The following is a 20,528-nucleotide window of genomic DNA, read 5'->3' as shown; positions in this document are numbered from 1 at the left end:
GAAATGCGTTGTCCCGGCTGACACCATCGCGGGCAAGTCGGGTCGTCGCACCGCTGCTCCCACAGGTACAGCGTGACCCCTGTGGGAGCGAGACCGGCTTGCCGGCGAATGGCAGCGACGCGGTTTCAGATCACCCCTCCGGCCGCAACATCAACACCGCCAACGGCGGCAAATTCAGCACCAGCGAAAGCGCCTGCCCATGGCTCGCCTCTTCCTCGGTAGACGCCCCGCCGCTGTTCCCGTAATTCGACCCGGCATACGTCGCCGCATCACTGTTGATCACCTCAGTCCAGCGCCCCGCAAACGGCACGCCAATGCGATATGCCTGACGCGGCACCGGCGTAAAGTTGGCCACCACCAGCAACGGCCGACCGTCCTTGCTCCAGCGCAGGAACGCGTAAACGCTGTTGATCGCGTCATCGCCAATCAGCCACTGGAACCCTTGCGGCACGTCGTCCTGCTCATGCAGCGCCGGCTCTTCACGGTATAGCCGATTCAGGTCACCGACCAATGTCTTCACACCTTGGTGTTCCGGGTACTGCAGCAAGTACCAATCCAGCTGCTGATCATGATCCCACTCGCGCCACTGGCCAAACTCGCAGCCCATGAACAACAGCTTCTTGCCCGGATGCGCCCACATGAAGCTCAGGTACGCACGCAGGTTGGCGAATTTCTGCCAGCGGTCGCTGGGCATCTTGTCGATCAGCGAGTGTTTGCCGTGGACCACTTCGTCGTGGGAGATCGGCAGGATGAAGCGCTCGGACCAGGCGTATACCAGGCCGAAACTCAGTTCGTTGTGATGATGCGCGCGGTACACCGGATCCTGCTGGATGTAATGCAGCGAATCGTGCATCCAGCCCATGTTCCATTTGTAATCGAAACCCAGGCCGCCCTGTTGCGTGCTCTGGCTCACGCCTGGCCACGCGGTGGATTCTTCGGCGATCACCAGTGCGCCAGGGGCTTCGAGGTTGACCACGTCGTTGAGGTGGCGCAGGAAGTCGATCGCTTCAAGGTTCTCCCGCCCGCCGTGACGGTTCGGCACCCATTCGCCAGCCTTGCGCGAGTAATCGCGATACAGCATCGACGCCACCGCATCGACGCGCAGGCCATCGACATGGAAATGCTTGAGCCAGTGCAACCCCGACGCCAGCATGTAGCCGTGCACTTCGGTGCGTCCGAGGTTGTAGATCAGCGTGTCCCAATCCTGGTGGAAACCTTCCAGCGGGTTGCCGTATTCGTACAGCGCGGTGCCGTCGAATTGCGCCAGGCCGTGGACATCGGTCGGGAAATGCGCCGGCACCCAATCGAGGATGACGCCGATGTCGGCCAGGTGACAGGCGTTGACGAACGCGGCGAAGTCATCCGGTGAACCGTAGCGTGCGCTCGGGGCAAATTGCGAGAGCAGTTGATAGCCCCACGAACCGCCGAACGGGTGCTCCATGATCGGCATCAGCTCGATGTGGGTGAAGCCCAGATCCTTGACGTACGGGATCAACCGTTCACCCAGTTCGTGCCAGGTGTACTGGCGCGCGACTTCGCCCAGATCGTCCAGTTCGCACTGCCAGGAGCCAGCGTGCAATTCGTAGATCGACAGCGGCGCGCTCGGGCGTGAACGCTCGACGCGTGCCTGCATCCACGCATGATCCTGCCACTCGATGCTCAGGGGTGAGGCGACTTTCGACGCGGTGTCCGGTGGCAGCGCGGTGGCCAGGGCCATCGGATCGGCCTTGAGCGGCAGAATGCCGTGGGCACCGAGGATCTCGTATTTGTAAGCCTCGCCTGCCTGCATGCGCGGGATGAACACTTCCCAGACGCCGGTCGGGTGACGCGAGCGCATCGGGTGCCGGCGGCCATCCCAGTTATTGAAATCGCCGACCACCGACACCCGTCTGGCGTTGGGTGCCCACACGGCAAAACGCACGCCGTCGACGCCGTCGACGTTTTTCAGCTGCGCACCGAGGCAACTGCTCAAGTCGCGGTGATTGCCCTCGGCGAACAGGTACAAGTCCATTTCACCGAGCAACGGGCCAAAGCTGTAAGGGTCCTCGGACACCTGTTCGCCGCCGGCCCAACGGGTGCGCAGCACGTACGGCTGCGCGTGCTCGAAATGCCCGACAAACAACCCCGGCGTCTGGGTGGCTTCAAGGCTGCCGAGTTCTTCGCCGGAGTCCTTGGCCAGCACCTGCACGCTCAGCGCGTCAGGCAGATAAGCTCTTATGAATTGCCCGCCAGCACCATCGCCATGGGGGCCGAGGATTGCAAAGGGGTCGTGATGTTCAGCGCGTACCAGCGCATCGATGTCCCGGGATCTGGGCAGTAACGCCTCTCTAGCGTGACCCTGTTCCTTGTTCGAGAAACTCATGACTACTCTCCACCAAGATCGGAAAAGGGTTTAAGCCCACTCAATAATCCATATAAACCGTGCAACGGCACGGGCAACCAGGTGGGCCGATTCTCTGCCTCATAGGCCACCTCATACGCCGCTTTTTCCAGACCGAACAACGCCAGCGCGGCGTCCTCGCCTTCCGGATCTTGCCACGCATGAGCAAGACTAGCTGCCGCCAGCCGATAAGCGTCGACAAATGCCTGTCGCGCTTCACTTAAATAGCGATCGGCAACGCGCTGGCGAGCCGCCTGCACATCGGCGGTGTGATCAGCGTTGTGCACGTTGATCGTCATCGCCGCAGCGTAGTCGAAGGAACGCAACACGCCGCTGACATCTTTATAGGGGCTGTGTTTGCCGCGACGTTCGGCCAGTGGCCGTGCCGGTTCGCCTTCGAAGTCGATCAGGTACGCATCACCCTTGATCACCAGCACCTGCCCGAGATGCAAGTCGCCGTGGACGCGAATCCGCAGACCACCGACCGCTTTTTTACCCAGTTCCTGGACGTGGGCGAGGATGGCTTTTTTGTTGTCCAGTAAACGGCTGACCAGGGTTTTGTCCGCCGGGCTCAGTTCGCTTTGATGCTGCTTGAGCAACTTCAGCGCGTGCTCCAGTTGCGCCGCGACATCCTTGGTCGAGGCCAGGGCGTCTTTTTGCGTGGTGACTTGCGGGGCGAAGTCCGGGTCGTCGGTAGACGCCGCCAGCACCAGGTGCATTTCACCCAGGCGCTGACCGAGCATAGCGGCGAAGTCTTTCAATTCGCCGAGGGCGTTGTAATGCTGCTCCTGCTCGGACATGGCGTCGGCCAGTTCATCGCGCAGCGCCCGTTCGAGGTTGTTCTGCGTCCATTCCCACGCATCGCCCTGATTGCTCAAATAGCCTTGGGCGATCATCAGCAGATTGTCTTCGCCCTTGGCGTCGCGGCGAACCACCGAACCCAGCAGCGGCGAGATATTGGCAAAGCCTGCGTTGGTCAGGTACGCGCTCATTTCCAGTTCCGGGTGCACGCCCGAGGCGATCTTGCGGATCAGCTTCAGCACCATGGTTTTGCCCACTACCACCGAACTGTTGGACTGCTCGGCGGACAGGTAACGCACTTCCGAATCCGCCGTCAGCCCCAGGCCGGCCAGTGCGGCAGTCGGCTCGAAACGGATTTCGCCGCCATCGGAAGGCAACACCGTGTTGTCCTGCATGGCTGACAGCACGGCGCGGATGAAGTGTTCGAGGCTGAAGGCGTCGGTGATCAAACCCACCTGCGGTCCGCGTCGCACGCGCGACAACGCCAGTTGCTGCGGCAATGCCGGCCCGACCTGATCGTCCGCAATGAAGCCGAACGGCAACTGGTAACGACTGGTCTGGTCGCCGCTGGTGACTTCGATTTCACTCAACAGCACCGGATGCTGCGCATCTCCAAAACGCACGCCGTAGGCCAGGTTGACCTTGTCGATGGCAGCGTCCTTGCCGGCGAACCAACGCCGGTTCTGCAACCAGCTCGGCAAGATGCTCTGCTCCAGCGTGTCACGGGACGGCGCTTCGAGCAGTTCTTCCATGCGTTTTTTCAACACCAGCGTGGTGAAATCCGGCAGGCTTTGCGCCGGCTCGACGTGCCAGCTCGGCATCTGGTTTTCTGCTGCCAGCACGAACCAATAGAAACCGTACGGTGCCAGGGTCAGGAGAAAATTCAGCTGACCAATCGGTGGGAACGCATTCCCGCCGAGCATCTCCACCGGCACCATGCCGACGTAGGCCGACAGGTCGAGCTCTGCCGCTTGCGCGCTGCGGGACACGTTGGCTACGCACAGGATGATTTCGTGCTTGCCGTCGGCCCCGGTGAATTCACGGGTGTAGGCCAGAATCCGGCGGTTGCTCGGCGACAGCATTTTCAGGGTGCCACGGCCGAAGGCCTTGGACTGCTTGCGCACCGCGAGCATGCGGCGGGTCCAGTTCAGCAGCGAATGCGGGTCGCCGGCCTGGGTTTCGACGTTGACCGACAGGTAGCCGTATTGCGGGTCCATGATCGGCGGCAGCACCAGGCTCGCCGGGTCGGCGCGGGAGAACCCGCCGTTACGGTCGATCGACCATTGCATCGGGGTGCGCACGCCATCGCGGTCGCCGAGGTAGATGTTGTCGCCCATGCCGATTTCATCGCCGTAATACAGCGTCGGTGTGCCGGGCATCGACAGCAACAGGCTATTGAGCAATTCCACGCGACGACGATCACGCTCCATCAGCGGCGCGAGGCGACGGCGAATCCCCAGGTTGATCCGCGCGCGACGGTCGGCGGCGTAGTAATTCCACAGGTAATCGCGCTCCTTGTCGGTGACCATTTCCAGGGTCAGCTCATCGTGGTTGCGCAGGAAAATCGCCCACTGACAGTTGGCCGGGATTTCCGGGGTTTGACGCAGAATGTCGGTGATCGGGAAACGGTCTTCCTGGGCCAGCGCCATGTACATCCGCGGCATCAACGGGAAGTGAAAGGCCATGTGGCATTCGTCGCCGTTCAGGCCTTTTGTATCGGTGTCGCCGAAGTACAACTGGGTGTCTTCCGGCCATTGGTTGGCCTCGGCCAGCAGCATGCGGTCGGGATAATTGGCGTCGATTTCGGCGCGGATCTGCTTGAGGACATCGTGGGTCTCGGGCAGGTTTTCGTTATTGGTGCCGTCGCGCTCGATGAGGTACGGAATCGCATCCAGACGCAAACCGTCGATGCCCATGTCCAGCCAATAGCGCATCACCGAGAGCACGGCTTTCATGACCTGCGGGTTATCGAAGTTCAGGTCCGGCTGGTGGGAATAGAAGCGGTGCCAGAAATACTGACCGGCGACCGGGTCCCAGGTCCAGTTGGATTTCTCGGTGTCGAGAAAAATGATGCGGGTGCCGTCGTATTTTTGATCGTCATCGGACCAGACATAAAAGTCCCGCGCGGCCGAGCCAGGCTTGGCTTTGCGCGCACGCTGGAACCACGCGTGCTGGTCCGAGGTGTGGTTGATGACCAGTTCGGTAATCACCCGCAAGCCACGTTTGTGCGCTTCAGAGATAAAGCGTTTGGCGTCGGCCATGGTGCCGTAATCGGCGTGCACGCCGCGGTATTCGGCAATGTCGTAACCGTCATCGCGTCGTGGCGACGGGTAAAACGGCAGAAGCCAGATGGTGTTGACGCCGAGGTCGGCAATGTAATCGAGTTTGGCGATAAGGCCGGGAAAGTCGCCGATCCCGTCGTTGTTGGAGTCGAAAAAAGACTTTACGTGAACCTGGTAGATCACCGCATCCTTGTACCAGAGCGGGTCCTTGATAAACGTGGCTGCCTTGGGTTTCTTCGCCATTTGAAACTCCTGTTGAGTTCGAGAAGGTCGCTGGGCCGTACACAGTCCTCCGACGCGATGATTTCCCTGTAGGAGCCGGCTTGCTGGCGATGGCGGCGGGCCAGTCAACGAAACTGTTGAATGCAATTGCGCTATCGCCAGCAAGCCGGCTCCTACAGGTCCTGCGTTTAGACGGTGATGCGCCAGATCCCGAACGGCTGATGCGCCGGGTCGATCCGCATGAACTGGTACTTGCCGTGCCAGGTCCAGCGATGCCCGTTCATCAAATCCTCGCCCTGGGTGCTGGCGTCGTCGGACAAACCCATTTCCCACAGCGGCAATTCGAAATTCGCTTCCTGAACGTTGTGCGGATCGAGGCTGACGGCCACCAGAATGAAATTGCTGCCATCGGCGCTGCGCTTGCCGAAATACAGAATGTTGTCATTCCAGGCGTTGTAGACCCTTAACCCCAAATGCGTGTGCAGCGCCGGGTTTTGCCGACGAATGCGATTGAGCTGCGCGATCTCGGCGATGATGTTGCCGGGCGCATTGAAGTCCCTTGGGCGAATCTCGTACTTCTCGGAATCGAGGTATTCCTCCTTCCCCGGCACAGGCGCGGCTTCGCAGAGTTCGAACCCGGAATACATGCCCCACAACCCGGAGCCCATGGTCGCCAGCGCCGCACGGATGAGAAAACCGGCGCGCCCCGACTCATGCAGAAACGCCGGGTTGATGTCTGGCGTATTGACGAAGAAATTCGGCCGGTAGCATTCGCGCCACGGCGATTCGTTGAGTTCGGTGAAGTACGTCGACAGTTCATGCTTGGTGTTGCGCCAGGTGAAGTAGGTGTAGCTCTGCGAATACCCCACCTTGCCCAAGCGCGCCATCATCGCCGGCGTGGTGAAGGCTTCGGCGAGAAAAATCACCTCCGGGTACAGCGCCCGCACATCGGCGATCAGCCACTGCCAGAACGGCAACGGTTTGGTGTGCGGGTTGTCGACGCGAAAGATCTTCACGCCCTCCTCGACCCAGCCGACCACGATGTCGCGCAACTCGACCCACAGGCTGGGGATCGCCTCGACCGCATAGAAGTCGACGTTGACGATGTCCTGGTATTTCTTCGGCGGGTTCTCGGCGTATTTGATGGTGCCGTCCGGGCGCCAGTTGAACCAGCCGGGGTGCTGTTTGAGCCACGGATGGTCCTGGGAACACTGGATGGCAAAGTCGAGCGCGATTTCCAGGCCATGGTCAGCCGCTGCAGCCACCAGCCGACGGAAGTCTTCGCGGGTGCCCAGCTCCTTATGAATCGCCTCATGCCCGCCCTCTTCACTGCCAATGGCATAGGGGCTGCCCGGATCGTCGGGGCCAGCGGTGAGCGAGTTGTTCGGGCCTTTGCGGTAGCTGCGCCCGATCGGGTGGATTGGCGGAAAATACAGCACGTCGAACCCCATGTCGTGGATCATCGGCAGCCGCGAATGCACGTCATTGAAGGTGCCGTGACGGGCCGGGTCATCGGTGATCGAACGCGGGAACAACTCATACCAACTGGCAAACTGCGCGAGCTCGCGTTCGACATCCAGCGGATACTCGGCGCTCAGGCTCAAAAAAGCGTGGTGATCGGCCTCGGCCATCAGGTCAGCGCTACGCTGGTGCAAAAACAGTGCGACCTGCTCGGTTTCGAGCAACCCGGACAATTCATGGTGCAGCGCGGCCAGCGCTTCGCTGAGTGGTCCTTCAGTGCGTTCGGCCGCCTGCTGGACCTGATTGCGCCCCTCCTGCAACTCAAGACTGACCGGCACCCGGGCCGTGTACTTTTTTTCCAGCTCATAACAGAAGCTGGCGAACTGATCGACCCAGGCTTCGATGCAGAACACATAACGACCCTGGCGGTCGACGCGGAACTGGCCTTGATAACCGTTGTTGCCCAACTCGCCCATGACGTCGCTCTGCCAGACTTCATCGTCGGCGGCGCGCCAGCGGACCCGGACGGCCAGTTTGTCATGACCGTCGGCGAAGACTTTGCTGGTCACCACCACGTCTTGCCCCACCACCGCTTTAACGGCGAATTGCCCGCCATCGAGGGTCGGCATAGTGTTTTCGATGGCGATGCGCGGTAGCAGTAATGCCTGCGACAGCGGCATATGAGGGTTGTAGTTGAGCTCTGTGGGTTTTTCAGCAGTCATCGAGCATCTCTCCTTCACGCCCCATGGACGCTCTTGTACCTGGTCGTCATTCGCGCAAGGCCAGCGGCCCCGGAATGAACTCACTTAAGTTCCGAGCGACCGGCGCCGGTAAAGTTCACGGGGATTTGCCTGGGTATCCGGTGGAATCAATTCCTGCACGAAGTGGTCAACACACTTAAGCACGACTTGCGCCATGTGCCACTGGAGGCTTCAACGATGAGTATTCCAATCCCGGCAGAAACGCCAGATCCAAACATCGACCAACCGACCATTCCGCCGACTGAGCCACAGCCTGTACCCGAGCAGGATCCGCCGGGCACTACCCCTCCACCGCGTGAAGATCCGCCAGAAACCATCCCGCCGGTAATCGTCAGTCCCGAATGATGCCCGCCAACCTGAATGATGCCGCACCCCCTGTAGGAGCCGGCTTGCTGGCGATAGCGGTCGTCCAGATAACGCAATGTTTAATGTACGGACGCCATCGCCAGCAAGCCGGCTCCTACAGGACCGTGTCAGTCTTTGTTTTCGAGTAGCTTCACGATCCTCGGCATCACACTGAAAATTCCCAACGCCAGCAACGTACTGAACACCGCCGTCGCCTCGCGCCCCAACCCGGCGGAAACACCAATCGCCGCCGTCATCCACAACCCGGCGGCGGTGGTCAGGCCTTTCACGTGGCCTTCATCACCGTCCTGGTTTTTCAGGATGGTCCCGGCACCGAGAAAGCCGATCCCGGCGATCACGCCCTGCACCACGCGGCTCATGGCATCCGCCTGAGAACCGGACATTTGCGGCACCAGCACAAACAATGCCGCGCCAAGCGCGACCAACATGTGCGTTCGCACTCCGGCCGCCTTGCCCTTGTGTTCACGCTCGAACCCTAGAATCCCGCCCAAAATCGCCGCTATCAGCAATCTGACGGTAATTCGTGTCAGTTGTGAGGCGTCACCGATGTCGGCGAACTCCGCTTGCAGCGTCACCCAAACCTCATGCCACCAGGCGTTCATGGTGCAATCCTTGTAGATGCTCGATAGAGGATGGACCGCGCCGACCATTAATCGGTTGCACAGAACGATGGCGGCCGCGGGTGCCCTAACAGTCATGAACCCGCAGAAAAAGGACCTCTCCATGACTGTGCGCATCGAAAACCAGACCTGCTTCTTCATCACGCAGAACGGCGAAGAAATTCGTCTGTGCCCCGACGTCACCATCATCACCGACGGCGCCAAGGCCATGTCGGCGGTAGACATCGACGGCCAGCGCATTTACATCACCGAAGCAGAAGCCGATGCATTGACCGTAGCAGGTGCAGTGGACGGTCGACGGCATCTGAAGGCAACCAACAGTGATTCGGTGATTTGACTGACCCGGATCAACATCACGCGCGGGCGCCTGATATAGGCGCCCGCGCCCCGTTTTGACGGGTGCATCAACTTGTCGCAGGGCGAGGCTCAGCGCTCATCTGATCCGCTTTTTATTGCGATACCTGAGTCTGTTATGCAAACAGATCGCCGCTCATAGTGCTCATGCCTGATGGAGGCTGATGAGCGAAAGACCATGAGCGAAAGAATCCCCGTCCGAACCGTAGAACCCGCCTCATTTGTTAAAAATGAGCCTTCGCGTCCAAAGATGAAGGCCAAGTCCAGCGACAACCTGATCCACACCCGCAGCTTCACCGGCCTGTTCCGAACCCTGCGCTTGAGCGGTGCGGGGTTTCTGTTTCTGCTGTTTTTCGGCACCGTGTGGTTGAACTGGGGTGGCCGTCAGGCCGTGCTCTGGGACCTTTCCGAAAGCAAATTCCACATCTTCGGTGCGACCTTCTGGCCGCAGGATTTCATTCTGTTGTCGGCACTGTTGATCATTGCCGCGTTCGGTCTGTTTGCGATCACCGTGTTTGCCGGCCGGGTCTGGTGCGGCTACACCTGCCCGCAGAGCTCCTGGACCTGGATCTTCATGTGGTGCGAGAAGATCACCGAAGGCGAGCGTAACCAGCGAATCAAGCTGCAAGCCGCGCCCTGGGGCGTGAATAAACTGATGCGTCGCTCGGCCAAGCACACGCTGTGGCTGGCGATCAGTTTGATGACGGGCCTGACGTTTGTCGGTTACTTCACGCCGATCCGTCCGCTGGCCGAAGAGTTGCTGACCTTGCAGATGGGCGGTGTCAGCCTGTTTTGGGTGCTGTTTTTCACCGGCGCGACCTACATCAACGCCGGTTGGCTGCGCGAAGCGGTGTGCATGCACATGTGTCCGTATGCACGGTTCCAGAGCGTGATGTTCGACAAGGACACGCTGACCATTTCCTACGATGTCGCCCGTGGCGAAAACCGTGGCCCACGCAAACGTGAGGTGAAACCTGCCGACGTCGGCCTTGGCGATTGCATCGATTGCCAACTGTGCGTGCAGGTCTGCCCGACCGGCATCGACATCCGCGATGGCTTGCAGATGGAGTGCATCGGGTGCGCCGCGTGTATCGACGCCTGCGATTCAATCATGGACAAAATGGGCTATGCCCGTGGCCTGATCAGCTACACCTCGGAGCACGAGTTGCAAGGTGGCAAGACGCATCTGCTGCGGCCAAGGCTGATCGGCTACACCGCGGTGTTGCTGGTGATGATCGGCGCCCTCGCCCTCGCGCTGGTGGAACGGCCGATGGTGTCGCTGGACGTCAGCAAGGACCGTGGTCTGTTCCGCGAGAACAGCCAGGGGCAGATCGAAAACATCTACAGCCTTAAGGTCATCAACAAGACCCAGCAACGTCAGGACTACCGCTTGACCCTGGTCGATGGCGACGGCTTCCAGCTGCAAGGCAAGACCGAACTGAGCCTGGCGCCGGGCGAAATTGTCGACGTGCCGGTGTCCGTGGCGATGACCACCGAACGGCCGAGCAGCAGCTCGCAGAGCATCAGTTTCAAGATCATCGACAGCGATGAACCTGAGATTTATAGCGTGGCCAAAAGCCGGTTTGTTGCGCCGATGAACCGTTGATCCCTTAGACTGCATCGCCGGCAAGCCGGCTCCTACAGAATCGCGCAGACCTGTAGGAGCCGGCTTGCCCGCGAAGAAGTCACCTCGATTTCACTGAACCACAATGAACCGGGCACTCGATGAAACGCTACGAAAAATTCGCCGACGACATCGCTGAACTGATCCGCTCCGGCGTCCTCGGCCCCGGCCAGCGCGTGCCCTCGGTGCGCTACGCCAGCCAGACCTACGGCGTCAGCCCGTCCACGGTGTTCCAGGCCTATTACCTGTTGGAGCGCCGTGGCCTGATCCGCGCCCGCCCGCGTTCCGGCTACTTCGTCAACACCCATGCGCCGAGCCCGTTTTCAGAGCCGGTGATCAGCAGCCAGGTCAACGAGTCCACCGAAGTCGACGTCAGCGAACTGGTGTTCTCGGTCCTCGACTCGATCAAAGATCCCAACACCGTGCCCTTCGGCTCGGCGTTCCCCAGCCCGACCCTGTTTCCGTTGCAACGCTTGTCCCGCTCCCTGGCCAGCGCCGCCCGGGACATGGACCCGCGCATGGTCGTCACCGACATGTCGCCGGGCAACCCGCAACTGCGCCGACAAATCGCCCTGCGCTATATGGTCGGCGGCCTGATGCTGCCCATGGAAGAACTGCTGATCACCAACGGCGCCCTCGAAGCGTTGAACCTGTGCCTGCAAGCCGTCACCGAACCCGGCGACCTGGTGGCCATCGAAGCCCCGGCGTTCTACGCCTGCCTGCAAATCCTCGAACGGCTGAAACTCAAAGCCGTGGAAATCCCCGTGCACCCACGCGACGGCATCGACCTTGGCGTGCTCGCGCAAACCCTGGAACGCCACCCGATCAAGGCCTGCTGGTGCATGACCAGCTTCCAGAACCCCATGGGCGCCACCATGCCCGAGGCCAAGAAACAGGAACTGGTGGAGTTGTTGCGCAGCCATCAGGTGCCGCTGATCGAAGATGACGTTTACGCAGAACTCTATTACGGGCAACAGGCGCCAAAACCGGCGAAAGCGTTCGATACCGAAGGGTTGGTGATGCACTGCGGCTCGTTCGCCAAGAGCCTCGCCCCTGGTTATCGCATTGGCTGGGTGGCTGCCGGGCGCTATGCGCAGAAGATTGAGCGGTTGAAGTTGATGACCTCGCTGTGCGCATCGATGCCAGCGCAGGCGGCCATTGCCGATTATCTGCAACATGGCGGCTATGACCGGCATCTGCGCAAACTGCGTTATGCGCTGGAAGAGCAGCAAAGTGCGATGCTGGCGGCGATTGCGCGCTATTTCCCGGCGCAGACTCGCGTCAGCCAACCGGCTGGCGGGTATTTTTTGTGGCTGGAATTGCCGCCGCAGATGGATTCGTTGAAGTTGTTTCAGATGGCATTGGCGCAAGGGATCAGCATTGCGCCGGGGCCGATATTTTCACCGGCGCAGCGGTTCAGGAATTGTATTCGGCTGAATTATGGCAGCCCTTGGGATGAGGCTGCGGAGAAGGCGATGGAGACGTTAGGGCGAATTGTGCGGTCGTTCTGAAGGTTTGATAGTGTTTGGTCTATCGCCTTCGCGAGCAGGCTCGCTCCTACAGTTGACCGTGTTCCACTGTGGGAGCGAGCCTGCTCGCGATGAGACCAGAACAGGCACCACAACACTTGAAGGCTAACGCCCGCCACCAAGATCAACAAACGTCCCCGTCGCATACGACGCCTTATCCGACAACAACCACACAATCGCTTCCGCCACTTCATCCGGCCGGCCACCGCGTGCCATCGGTATTGCCGATTCCAGTTTGCTGACCCGGTCTGGATCGCCGCTCAGCGCGTGAAAATCGGTGTAGATATAGCCAGGTCGCACGGCGTTGACGCGGATGCCTTCGCCGGCCACTTCCTTGGACAGGCCGACGGTGAAGGTGTCGAGTGCGCCTTTGGAGGACGCGTAGTCGACGTATTCGTTGGGGGCGCCCAAGCGTGCGGCCACCGAGGAAACGTTGACGATGCTGCCACCCTGGCCGCCATGTTTGGGCGACATGCGCAGGATCGCGTGTTTGGCGCAGAGGATCGGCGCCAGGACGTTGGTTTTGAGAATTTTGAGGATGCGGAATTCGGACATTTCGTCGACCCGGGACTTGTGCCCCACGGTGCCGGCGTTGTTGACCAGTGCGGTGACCCGGCCCAGTTCGGTGTCGACCCGGTGAAACAAGGCGATCACTTCGTCTTCGATGCTGACGTCGGCACGGACCGCGATGGCTTGGGCGCCAAGGGCGCGGACTTGCTCGAGCACACGGTGCGCAGCTTCTTCGTCGGATTGATAGTTGATGCAAATCCGATAGCCCTGTTCGGCGGCCAACAAGGCTGTGGCGGCACCGATGCCGCGGCTTCCGCCGGTGATGACGATGACTTTGTCCATGCGAGCTTTCCCCGTTCAAGCGTAAGCAGTCGGGGGCAAGAATAACCGTCATCGGCGTTTTTTGCATGGGGTGTGTGGAGACTGGACGGGCCCCATCGCCGGCAAGCCGGCTCCTACAAGGTTTTGTGGCGGGCCTGAACGATCTGAACTACACGGTCCTCTGTAGGAGCCGGCTTGCTGGCGATAGCGCCCTCGAAATCGACGTAACTCTCACGGGGCCCATCGCCGGCAAGCCGGCTCCTACAGGGGGAGTGACTCGGCGGTAAGCGGTAACGCGGCCGCACGCTCCGCTCGAAGGATGTCGACCATGAAGCGCTCCGCCGGCAGCGGATGCCCAAGCAGGTAGCCTTGCAACGAGTCGCAGCCTAGTTGGGTGAGGAAGTCCTGCTGCACGTCGGTTTCCACCCCTTCGGCGACAATCCGCAAACCCAGTGCCTGGCCCAGCGCGACGATGGCGGAAACGATCGCGGCGTCGTCGCTGTCGCGTTCCAGGTCGCGGACAAAACCGCGGTCGATTTTCAATTCATTGGCCGGCAAACGCTTGAGGTACATCAAACTCGAATAGCCGGTGCCAAAGTCATCGATGGACAGGTCGACGCCCATCTCCGAGAGCTCGTTAAGCACCGTCATGCTCGCATCGGCGTCACTCATGGCGGTGGTTTCGGTGATTTCCAGGGTCAGGCTGTTGGCGGGCAAATGGTGCGTGGCCAGGGCTTTGGCGACACTTTGAACCAGGCCGGCATGACAGAACTGCAGGGCCGAGAGGTTCACGGCGATGCGCCAGTCGGTGTAGCCGAGCACGTACCACTCGCGCATCTGGCGGCAGGCTTCGTTGAGCACCCAGTCGCCAATCGGAATGATCAGCCCGGTCTTCTCCGCCAGCTCGATGAATTTGTCCGGTAGCAGCATGCCCTGAGTCGGGTGCACCCAACGCAACAGCGCTTCGGCGCCGACCGGCCGGCCATTGCTGGCGTCGAATTTGGGCTGGTAATAGAGGCTGAATTGTTGCTGGTCCACGGCATTACGCAGGTCTTGCAGCAATTGCAGTTGTTTGCGCGCGTTGCTGTTCATCGAGGCGTCGAAGAAGCTGTAGCCGTTTTTGCCCGCGCCCTTGGCGTGATACATCGCCGCATCGGCATTCATCAGCAGCTCTTCGGCCGTCTGGCCGTTGCCCGGGTAGAGGGCGATGCCGACACTGGCTGAAATCTGCAAATCATGTTCGGCGACACGGAACGAGCGCGCGATCATTCCGACCTGACGGGCCGCCAGGTTCAGGGCGTCATGTTCGTCGCGCAGTTGCACCAGCAAGACAAATTCGTCACCGCCGATCCGCGCCAGGGTGTCCTGGCTGCGCAGATCCTCGCGCAAGCGCAAGCCGACTTCCCGCAGCAGCAGGTCGCCCATGTGATGGCCGAAGGCATCATTGACCGGTTTGAAACCGTCCAGATCGATGAACATCAATGCAAAACAACCGCCCTGCTCCTGCACCTTCGACATGGCCTGGCCGATGCGGTCGGCCAGCAATACCCGGTTCGGCAAACCGGTCAGGGTGTCGTGCAGCGCCAGTTGGGTGAGTTCACGATTGGCTTCGGTCAGCGAGCGGGCCAGGTCGGCGGTGCGCGCCTCCAGACGCGCATCCAGAATCGAGGTGAGCAAGGCGATGCTCAACACCGCCAGCGTGGTGATCAAGACCAGGCTGTCCAGGCCCTTGCCGCTTAAACCGTTGACGGCCGCGCCACAAAAACTGCCGTCCGGAAACTGCGCTGCGGCCATGGCGGTGTAATGCATGCCGACGATGGCGATGCCCATGATCACCGCCGCGCCGCCGCGAATCAGCCGGACGTAAGGTGTGTGCTTGCGCAGGCGGAAGGCGATCCATAACGCCGCGCCCGAGGCGCCAACGGCTATCAGCAGCGATGCGCTGAACAGCGTAGGGTCGTAATCGATGCCCGGCTGCATGCTCATGGCGGCCATGCCGGTGTAGTGCATGGCGCTGATGCCCGCACCCATCACCAGTGCGCCGAACGCCAGTTGCCAGGCCGGTAATTGTGGCTGGCTGACCAGCCACAGGGCGAAGCCGCTGGACAGGAACGCGGTCAGCAGCGACAGCGACGTCAGCGTGACATCGTAGCCAAGGTCAATCGGCAATTTGAACGCGAGCATGCCGATGAAATGCATCGACCACACACCAATGCCCATCGCAAAAGCCCCGCCCGCCGTCCACAAATGCACGGCCCGACCTTTGGCGGTGGCAATGCGCCCGGTCATGTCGAGTGCGGTATAGGAGGCGAGAATCGCTACGAAGAGCGAAATGATAACCAGCGTGGGTGAATAGCTACCGATGAGCATTGGATTTCTCGCGACTACCCCGCCGTACTGCTTCCGTTCTCGGGGGGCAAATCGGGCGATTGTACTGATTGCACAAAAGAACGCACTGAGAAAATTAGCAAAGGGCCATCAAGCCGATGAAACGCTTGTTTGATCACCCGCAATACCTCTGAAACGTTACTCCCGAGCCCCAACTCCCCCGCTCTCCTGTAGGAGCTGTCGAGTGAAACGAGGCGGCGATTCTTTCAGGCAATGAAGATCTGGAGCAAGATCAAAAATCGCCGCCTCGTTTCACTCGACAGCTCCTACAGGGATACGGGGGAATACGGGAATACGGGGGTCAGTTGTTGAGTTCGAGCTGGCCGTCCCATCCGCCGCCCAGCGCCGCAATCAATTGCACGCTGGCGATCAGCCGGCTCTGCAACAAATCCAGCATATTGCGTTCATTGTTCAGCGCCGTGGCCTGCACCACGACCACATCCAGATAAGCAATCAAGCCGGCCTTGTACTGGTTCTGGGTCAGGCGCAGGGATTCACGCGCCGCGTCCAGTGCCTGTTGACGCACGGCGGACTCGTCTTCCAGGACCTTGAGCTGAACCAGGTAATTTTCCACCTCGCGGAAACCGTCGAGCACGGTCTGGCGGTACTTGGCCACGGTTTCGTCATAGGCCGCTTCGCTGCGGTCGACTTCCGCTGAACGCTGGCCGCCGTCGAACAAGGTCATCGCCAGTTGCGGGCCGACCGACCAGAAGCGGTTCGGCACACTGATCCAGTTCGAAGAGGTGCTGCTGCTGTAACCACCGTTCAAACTCAACGTCAGGTCCGGGTAATAAGCGGCCTTGGCCACGCCGATGTTGGCGTTGGCCGCCATCACCGAGCGCTCGGCGGAGGCGATGTCCGGGCGACGTTCGAGCAATTGCGAAGGCAGGTTCAGCGGTACGTCGGGCAGCAGCGGGATGTCCGTGGTTTCTGCGAGGCTGAACTCAGCGGGCGCCAGTCCGATCAGCACGGCGATAGCGTTCTCGAACTGGGCGCGCTGCCAGATCAGATCGACCAACTCGGCCTCGGTGCTCTTGAGCTGAGTGGTGGCCTGTGCCACCGCGTCCTTGCCGGAAACGCCGGCGCGGTACTGGTTTTCGGTCATTTTCAGCGAGCGCTGATAGGCCTCGACCGTCGCTTGCAGCAGGCGCCTTTGCTCATCGATCACGCGCAATTGCAGGTAGTTCTGCACCAGCTCCGACTGCTGGCTCAAACGCATCGCTGCCAGATCGGCAAAACTTGCCTCGGCGTTGGCGGTGTCGGCCTCAAGGCCTCGGCGCAATTTACCCCAGACATCGGCCTCCCAACTGACCCCGGCCTGGGCCGTGTAGGTGTTGCGAATACCGCTGGAGGAACTGCTCAGGCTCGAACTGCTGCTGCCGGTGCCCTGGCTGGAACGGTTTTTCCCGACGGTCAGGTCCACCGTCGGGAAGAAAGCGCCGCGGGCACTGCGCACCAGCGCCTGGGCCTGACGGTACTGGGCTTCGGACTGAGCGACGGTCTGGTTGGCGCTGTTGAGTTTATCGATCAGGCCGTTGAGCTGTTGATCGCCATACAGCTCCCACCAGGCACCCCGGGCCAGGGAATCGCTCGGGTTGGCCTGACGCCAACCGGCCGCTTCCTTGTACTGCACCGGCGCGGCGGCCGTCGGGCGCTGGTAATCCGGGCCGATGGCGCAGGCACTGAGCAGCGCCACGCACAGCGACAGGCTCAACAAACGCGAGCCTCTGGCCGTAATCAGCGGTGCAGACAGGTTGATAAGCGAACGGTCAGTCATAGCGGAGTTTCCAGAGCAGCATCAGTACGCACCCCACGCCATTTATTGAAACGATGGCGCAGTTTGTCGAGATAGAGGTAAACCACCGGGGTGGTGTAAAGGGTCAGCACCTGACTGAAGATCAGCCCGCCAATGATGGTCAGGCCCAGCGGCTGGCGCATTTCCGCACCTTCGGCACGGCTCAGCAGCAGCGGCAACGCCCCGAGGATCGCGGCCAGCGTGGTCATCAGAATCGGACGCAGACGTTGCAGGCACGCGCTGCGAATTGATTCCAGGGGTTCCAGGCCCTTTTGCCGCTCCAGTTGCAGCGCGAGGTCGATCATCAGAATGGCGTTCTTCTTCACCACCCCGATCAGCAAAAACAGCCCGAGCAACGAGATCAGGCTGAACTCGCCGCCCAATGCATAGATCGACAACAACGCACCGACCCCGGCCGACGGCAAGGTCGAGAGAATGGTCAGCGGATGAATGTAGCTTTCATACAACACGCCCAGCACCAGATACACCGCCACCAGCGCGCCAAGAATCATCCACGGCTGGCTCTTTTGCGTGGCGGCAAAGGCATCGGCTGTACCGGCCATTTTCACGATGACGTCTTCCGGCATGCCGAGCTTGGCAATCGCCCGTTCGATGGCCGCACTGCCCTGCTCCACGGTCACGCCTTCGGCCATGTCGAAGGAAATGCTTTCGGAGGCGAACTGGCCTTCGTGGCTGACGCGGTCATCTTCCAGGCTGTTTTCGTAATGGGCGATGGTCGATAGCGGAATCCGCGCGCCGTCGGCGGTGATCACCTGGACCTGCTTGAGGGTGATCGGGTCCTGGGCGTACCTCGGATTGACCTCCATCACCACCTGATACTGGTTAAGGCTGTCGTAGATCGTCGAAATCTGCCGCTGGCTGTAGGCGTTGTTCAACACGGCGGTGACCATGTCCATATCGACGCCCAGGCGTTTGGCCTGATCGCGGTCGACGATCAAGGTCACTTGCTGCGCGCCGCGCCCTTCACGGGCATCAATCGCGGTCAGCTCCGGCAACGCCTTGAGCGCGGTGACGACTTTCGGGTACCACTGGCGCAATTCACCAAGGTCGGCGCTTTGCAGGATGTAGGAATACTGCGAACTGGTCTGTTCACGACCACCGCCAAACTGCAGGTCCTGATCCGCCATCAGCATCAACTGTGCGCCGGGAACCTTGGGCATTTCCTTGCGCAGGCGTTCGATGACTTTTTGCGCGGACAAAGCCCGTTCCTTGATCGGCTTCAGACGCACCAGCATGAAGGCGTTGTTGGTGCCGTTAGTGCCACCAATGAAGCCGGCAACGCTTTCCACTGCCTCATCTTTCAACACGGCACGGCGGAAGATTTCCATTTTCGGCTGCATAACGCTGAACGACAGACCATCGTCGCCGCGCACGAAACCGATCAGTTGGCCGGTGTCTTGCTGAGGCAAAAATGTTTTAGGAACAACAACATACAGCGCAATATTAACGCCAACTGTCACGATCAAACTGAGCAATGTCAGACGACGGTGACGCAGCACCCAGTCGAGGCTGGTGGCGTATTTGCCGACCATCCATTCGTTGGCGCGCTGACTCCAGCGCTGCAAACGGTTTTCCTGACCCGGCGTATGTGGCTTGAGCCAACGGGCGCACAGCATCGGTGTCAGCGTCAGAGAGACCACCAGCGACACCACGATGGACGCCGCCAGCGTGATGGAAAACTCACGGAACAGGCTTTGAATGATGCCGCCCATAAACAGGATCGAGAGGAACACCGCCACCAGCGACACGTTCATCGACAGCAGCGTAAAGCCGACTTCCTGTGCCCCGAGGTAAGCGGCCTTCATCGGCGGCACGCCTTCGTCGATGTGCCGGGAAATGTTCTCCAGCACCACGATGGCGTCGTCCACCACCAGCCCGGTGGCCAAAATCAATGCCATCAGCGACAGGTTGTTCAGCGAGAACCCGTAGAGGTACATCACCGCGAAGGTGCCGACCAGCGACACCGGCACCGCGAGGGTCGGAATCAGCGAGGCGCGGAAGTTACCGAGGAACAGGAACACCACCAGAATCACCAGCGCCACGGCAATCAGCAGGGTCATTTCCGCTTCATGCAGGGTCGCCTTGATCACCGGCGAGCGGTCCATGGCCAGGTTCAGTTTGACGCTGGCCGGCAGCACGGCTTGCAGTGCCGGGAGCTGTGCCTTGATCTCGTTGACGGTCTCGATGATGTTGGCACCGGCCTGACGGTTGATCACCAGCAGCACCGCCGCGTCGTCGTTGAAGAAACCGCTGTTGTAGCGGTCTTCGACGCCGTCGCTGACCTTGGCGACGTCTTTCAGGCGCAGTGCCGCACCGCCGTTGTAGTGGATGATCAGCGACTCGTAGTCCTTGGCCTTTTCCAGTTGATCGTTGGCCTGAACCTGCCACAAGCGCTGGCCGTCTTCGACCGAGCCCTTGGGCCGGCGCACGTTGGCGTTGGCGATGGTGTTGCGCACATCGTCCAGCGCCACGCCGTACTGGTTGAGCGCCTGCGGTTCGAGTTCGATACGCACCGCCGGCAAAGAGCTGCCGCCGATCTGTACTTCGCCCACGCCTTGCACCTGGGACAGGCTCTGGGACAGGATCGTCGAGGCCAAATCGTAGAGCTGGCCCTTCTCCAAAACGTCCGAAGTCAGCGACAGCACCATGATTGGTGCCTGGGACGGGTTGACCTTCTTGTAGGTCGGCATGCTGCGCATCCCGCTCGGCAGCAGGTTGCGCGAGGCGTTGATCGCCGCTTGCACTTCCCGCGCCGCGCCGTTGATGTCGCGGTCGAGGTCAAACTGCAAAATGACCCGGGTCGAGCCCTGGCTGGAGCGGCTGCTCATGGTGTTGACCCCGGCAATGGCGCCGAAGGAACGTTCGAGCGGCGTGGCCACGGTCGAGGCCATTACCTCCGGGCTCGCGCCGGGCAGACTGGCCTGGACCACGATCACCGGGAAGTCCATTTGCGGCAGCGGCGACACCGGCAGCAGGCCGAAGCTCACCCCGCCCAGCAGCATGATCGCCAGGCTCAGCAACATGGTGGCGACCGGGCGCTTGATGAAAGGTCCGGAGAGGTTCATCGAGGGTAGCTCCCGACATCCACCCCTG

At 60.8% G+C, this 20,528-nt stretch carries 12 protein-coding genes; 4 read left to right on the top strand and 8 right to left on the bottom strand.

All coding sequences use genetic code 11. From position 1 onward, the window contains the following. Nucleotides 1-130 precede the first annotated feature (130 nt). The 3 genes from glgB to J4E42_RS00355 all read right to left on the bottom strand — a co-directional run bounded on the left by glgB (nucleotide 131) and on the right by J4E42_RS00355 (nucleotide 7,868). The gene (gene glgB / locus J4E42_RS00365; protein ID WP_207284276.1) at nucleotides 131-2,362 is read right to left on the bottom strand and encodes a 1,4-alpha-glucan branching protein GlgB; all 2,232 of its coding nucleotides are present in this window, start codon (nucleotides 2,360-2,362) and stop codon (nucleotides 131-133) included. A 2-nt stretch (nucleotides 2,363-2,364) separates the two neighbouring features. Next, nucleotides 2,365-5,706, bottom strand: a complete 3,342-nt coding sequence (gene treS / locus J4E42_RS00360) for a maltose alpha-D-glucosyltransferase (RefSeq protein WP_207284275.1) — start codon at nucleotides 5,704-5,706, stop codon at nucleotides 2,365-2,367. Nucleotides 5,707-5,873: 167 nt separating this feature from the next. Then, a complete protein-coding gene (locus J4E42_RS00355; RefSeq protein ID WP_207284274.1) occupies nucleotides 5,874-7,868 on the bottom strand; it encodes an alpha-1,4-glucan--maltose-1-phosphate maltosyltransferase in 1,995 nt (664 codons plus the stop codon). Between the two features lie 216 nt (nucleotides 7,869-8,084). Between J4E42_RS00355 and J4E42_RS00350 the strand changes: the two genes are divergently transcribed. After that, nucleotides 8,085-8,252: a hypothetical protein gene (locus J4E42_RS00350; RefSeq protein WP_192227263.1), complete on the top strand. Its 168-nt coding sequence runs from the start codon at nucleotides 8,085-8,087 to the stop codon at nucleotides 8,250-8,252. Nucleotides 8,253-8,380: 128 nt separating this feature from the next. Here J4E42_RS00350 and J4E42_RS00345 read toward each other — a convergent pair whose 3' ends face one another. Then, on the bottom strand, nucleotides 8,381-8,875 hold the full coding sequence (locus J4E42_RS00345) for an MgtC/SapB family protein (RefSeq protein WP_207284273.1): 495 nt from the start codon (nucleotides 8,873-8,875) through the stop codon (nucleotides 8,381-8,383). Nucleotides 8,876-8,996: 121 nt separating this feature from the next. Between J4E42_RS00345 and J4E42_RS00340 the strand changes: the two genes are divergently transcribed. The 3 genes from J4E42_RS00340 to mapR all read left to right on the top strand — a co-directional run bounded on the left by J4E42_RS00340 (nucleotide 8,997) and on the right by mapR (nucleotide 12,382). Beyond that, nucleotides 8,997-9,230 (top strand): DUF3203 family protein, encoded by a 234-nt coding sequence (locus J4E42_RS00340; protein WP_008035603.1) that lies wholly within the window; start codon nucleotides 8,997-8,999, stop codon nucleotides 9,228-9,230. Nucleotides 9,231-9,425: 195 nt separating this feature from the next. Beyond that, the gene (ccoG, locus tag J4E42_RS00335; RefSeq protein WP_207284272.1) at nucleotides 9,426-10,853 is read left to right on the top strand and encodes a cytochrome c oxidase accessory protein CcoG; all 1,428 of its coding nucleotides are present in this window, start codon (nucleotides 9,426-9,428) and stop codon (nucleotides 10,851-10,853) included. A 119-nt stretch (nucleotides 10,854-10,972) separates the two neighbouring features. Then, a complete protein-coding gene (gene mapR, locus J4E42_RS00330) occupies nucleotides 10,973-12,382 on the top strand; it encodes a GntR family transcriptional regulator MpaR (RefSeq protein ID WP_207284271.1) in 1,410 nt (469 codons plus the stop codon). A gap of 123 nt (nucleotides 12,383-12,505) precedes the next feature. Here the strand turns inward: mapR and J4E42_RS00325 are convergent, their stop codons facing one another. The 4 genes from J4E42_RS00325 to J4E42_RS00310 form a co-directional block, all read right to left on the bottom strand. Further along, nucleotides 12,506-13,252 carry an SDR family oxidoreductase gene (locus J4E42_RS00325; protein WP_008035597.1) on the bottom strand — a complete coding sequence of 249 codons (747 nt, stop codon included), beginning with the start codon at nucleotides 13,250-13,252 and terminating at the stop codon, nucleotides 12,506-12,508. 240 nt (nucleotides 13,253-13,492) lie between these two features. Beyond that, a complete protein-coding gene (locus tag J4E42_RS00320; protein WP_192229993.1) occupies nucleotides 13,493-15,601 on the bottom strand; it encodes a bifunctional diguanylate cyclase/phosphodiesterase in 2,109 nt (702 codons plus the stop codon). Nucleotides 15,602-15,920: 319 nt separating this feature from the next. Beyond that, on the bottom strand, nucleotides 15,921-17,396 hold the full coding sequence (locus tag J4E42_RS00315; protein ID WP_008036281.1) for an efflux transporter outer membrane subunit: 1,476 nt from the start codon (nucleotides 17,394-17,396) through the stop codon (nucleotides 15,921-15,923). Beyond that, nucleotides 17,393-20,500: an efflux RND transporter permease subunit gene (locus J4E42_RS00310; protein ID WP_207284270.1), complete on the bottom strand. Its 3,108-nt coding sequence runs from the start codon at nucleotides 20,498-20,500 to the stop codon at nucleotides 17,393-17,395. The genes J4E42_RS00315 and J4E42_RS00310 overlap by 4 nt, the downstream gene beginning before the upstream one ends. Nucleotides 20,501-20,528: the final 28 nt, after the last annotated feature.

It is taken from the genome of Pseudomonas sp. FW300-N2A2 (assembly GCF_017351735.1).
GTDB lineage: Bacteria > Pseudomonadota > Gammaproteobacteria > Pseudomonadales > Pseudomonadaceae > Aquipseudomonas > Aquipseudomonas migulae.
The sequence above is the reverse complement of the archived record's forward strand: the minus strand, read 5'-3'. Positions and strand labels throughout refer to the sequence as shown.

Excerpts from the sequence above, each read along its gene's own strand:
- glgB (WP_207284276.1), bottom strand. The coding sequence starts at position 2,362 with ATGAGTTTCTCGAACAAGGAACAGGGTCACGCTAGAGAGGCGTTACTG.
- treS (WP_207284275.1), bottom strand. The coding sequence starts at position 5,706 with ATGGCGAAGAAACCCAAGGCAGCCACGTTTATCAAGGACCCGCTCTGG.
- J4E42_RS00355 (WP_207284274.1), bottom strand. The coding sequence starts at position 7,868 with ATGACTGCTGAAAAACCCACAGAGCTCAACTACAACCCTCATATGCCG.
- J4E42_RS00350 (WP_192227263.1), top strand. The coding sequence starts at position 8,085 with ATGAGTATTCCAATCCCGGCAGAAACGCCAGATCCAAACATCGACCAA.
- J4E42_RS00345 (WP_207284273.1), bottom strand. The coding sequence starts at position 8,875 with ATGAACGCCTGGTGGCATGAGGTTTGGGTGACGCTGCAAGCGGAGTTC.
- J4E42_RS00340 (WP_008035603.1), top strand. The coding sequence starts at position 8,997 with ATGACTGTGCGCATCGAAAACCAGACCTGCTTCTTCATCACGCAGAAC.
- ccoG (WP_207284272.1), top strand. The coding sequence starts at position 9,426 with ATGAGCGAAAGAATCCCCGTCCGAACCGTAGAACCCGCCTCATTTGTT.
- mapR (WP_207284271.1), top strand. The coding sequence starts at position 10,973 with ATGAAACGCTACGAAAAATTCGCCGACGACATCGCTGAACTGATCCGC.
- J4E42_RS00325 (WP_008035597.1), bottom strand. The coding sequence starts at position 13,252 with ATGGACAAAGTCATCGTCATCACCGGCGGAAGCCGCGGCATCGGTGCC.
- J4E42_RS00320 (WP_192229993.1), bottom strand. The coding sequence starts at position 15,601 with ATGCTCATCGGTAGCTATTCACCCACGCTGGTTATCATTTCGCTCTTC.
- J4E42_RS00315 (WP_008036281.1), bottom strand. The coding sequence starts at position 17,396 with ATGACTGACCGTTCGCTTATCAACCTGTCTGCACCGCTGATTACGGCC.
- J4E42_RS00310 (WP_207284270.1), bottom strand. The coding sequence starts at position 20,500 with ATGAACCTCTCCGGACCTTTCATCAAGCGCCCGGTCGCCACCATGTTG.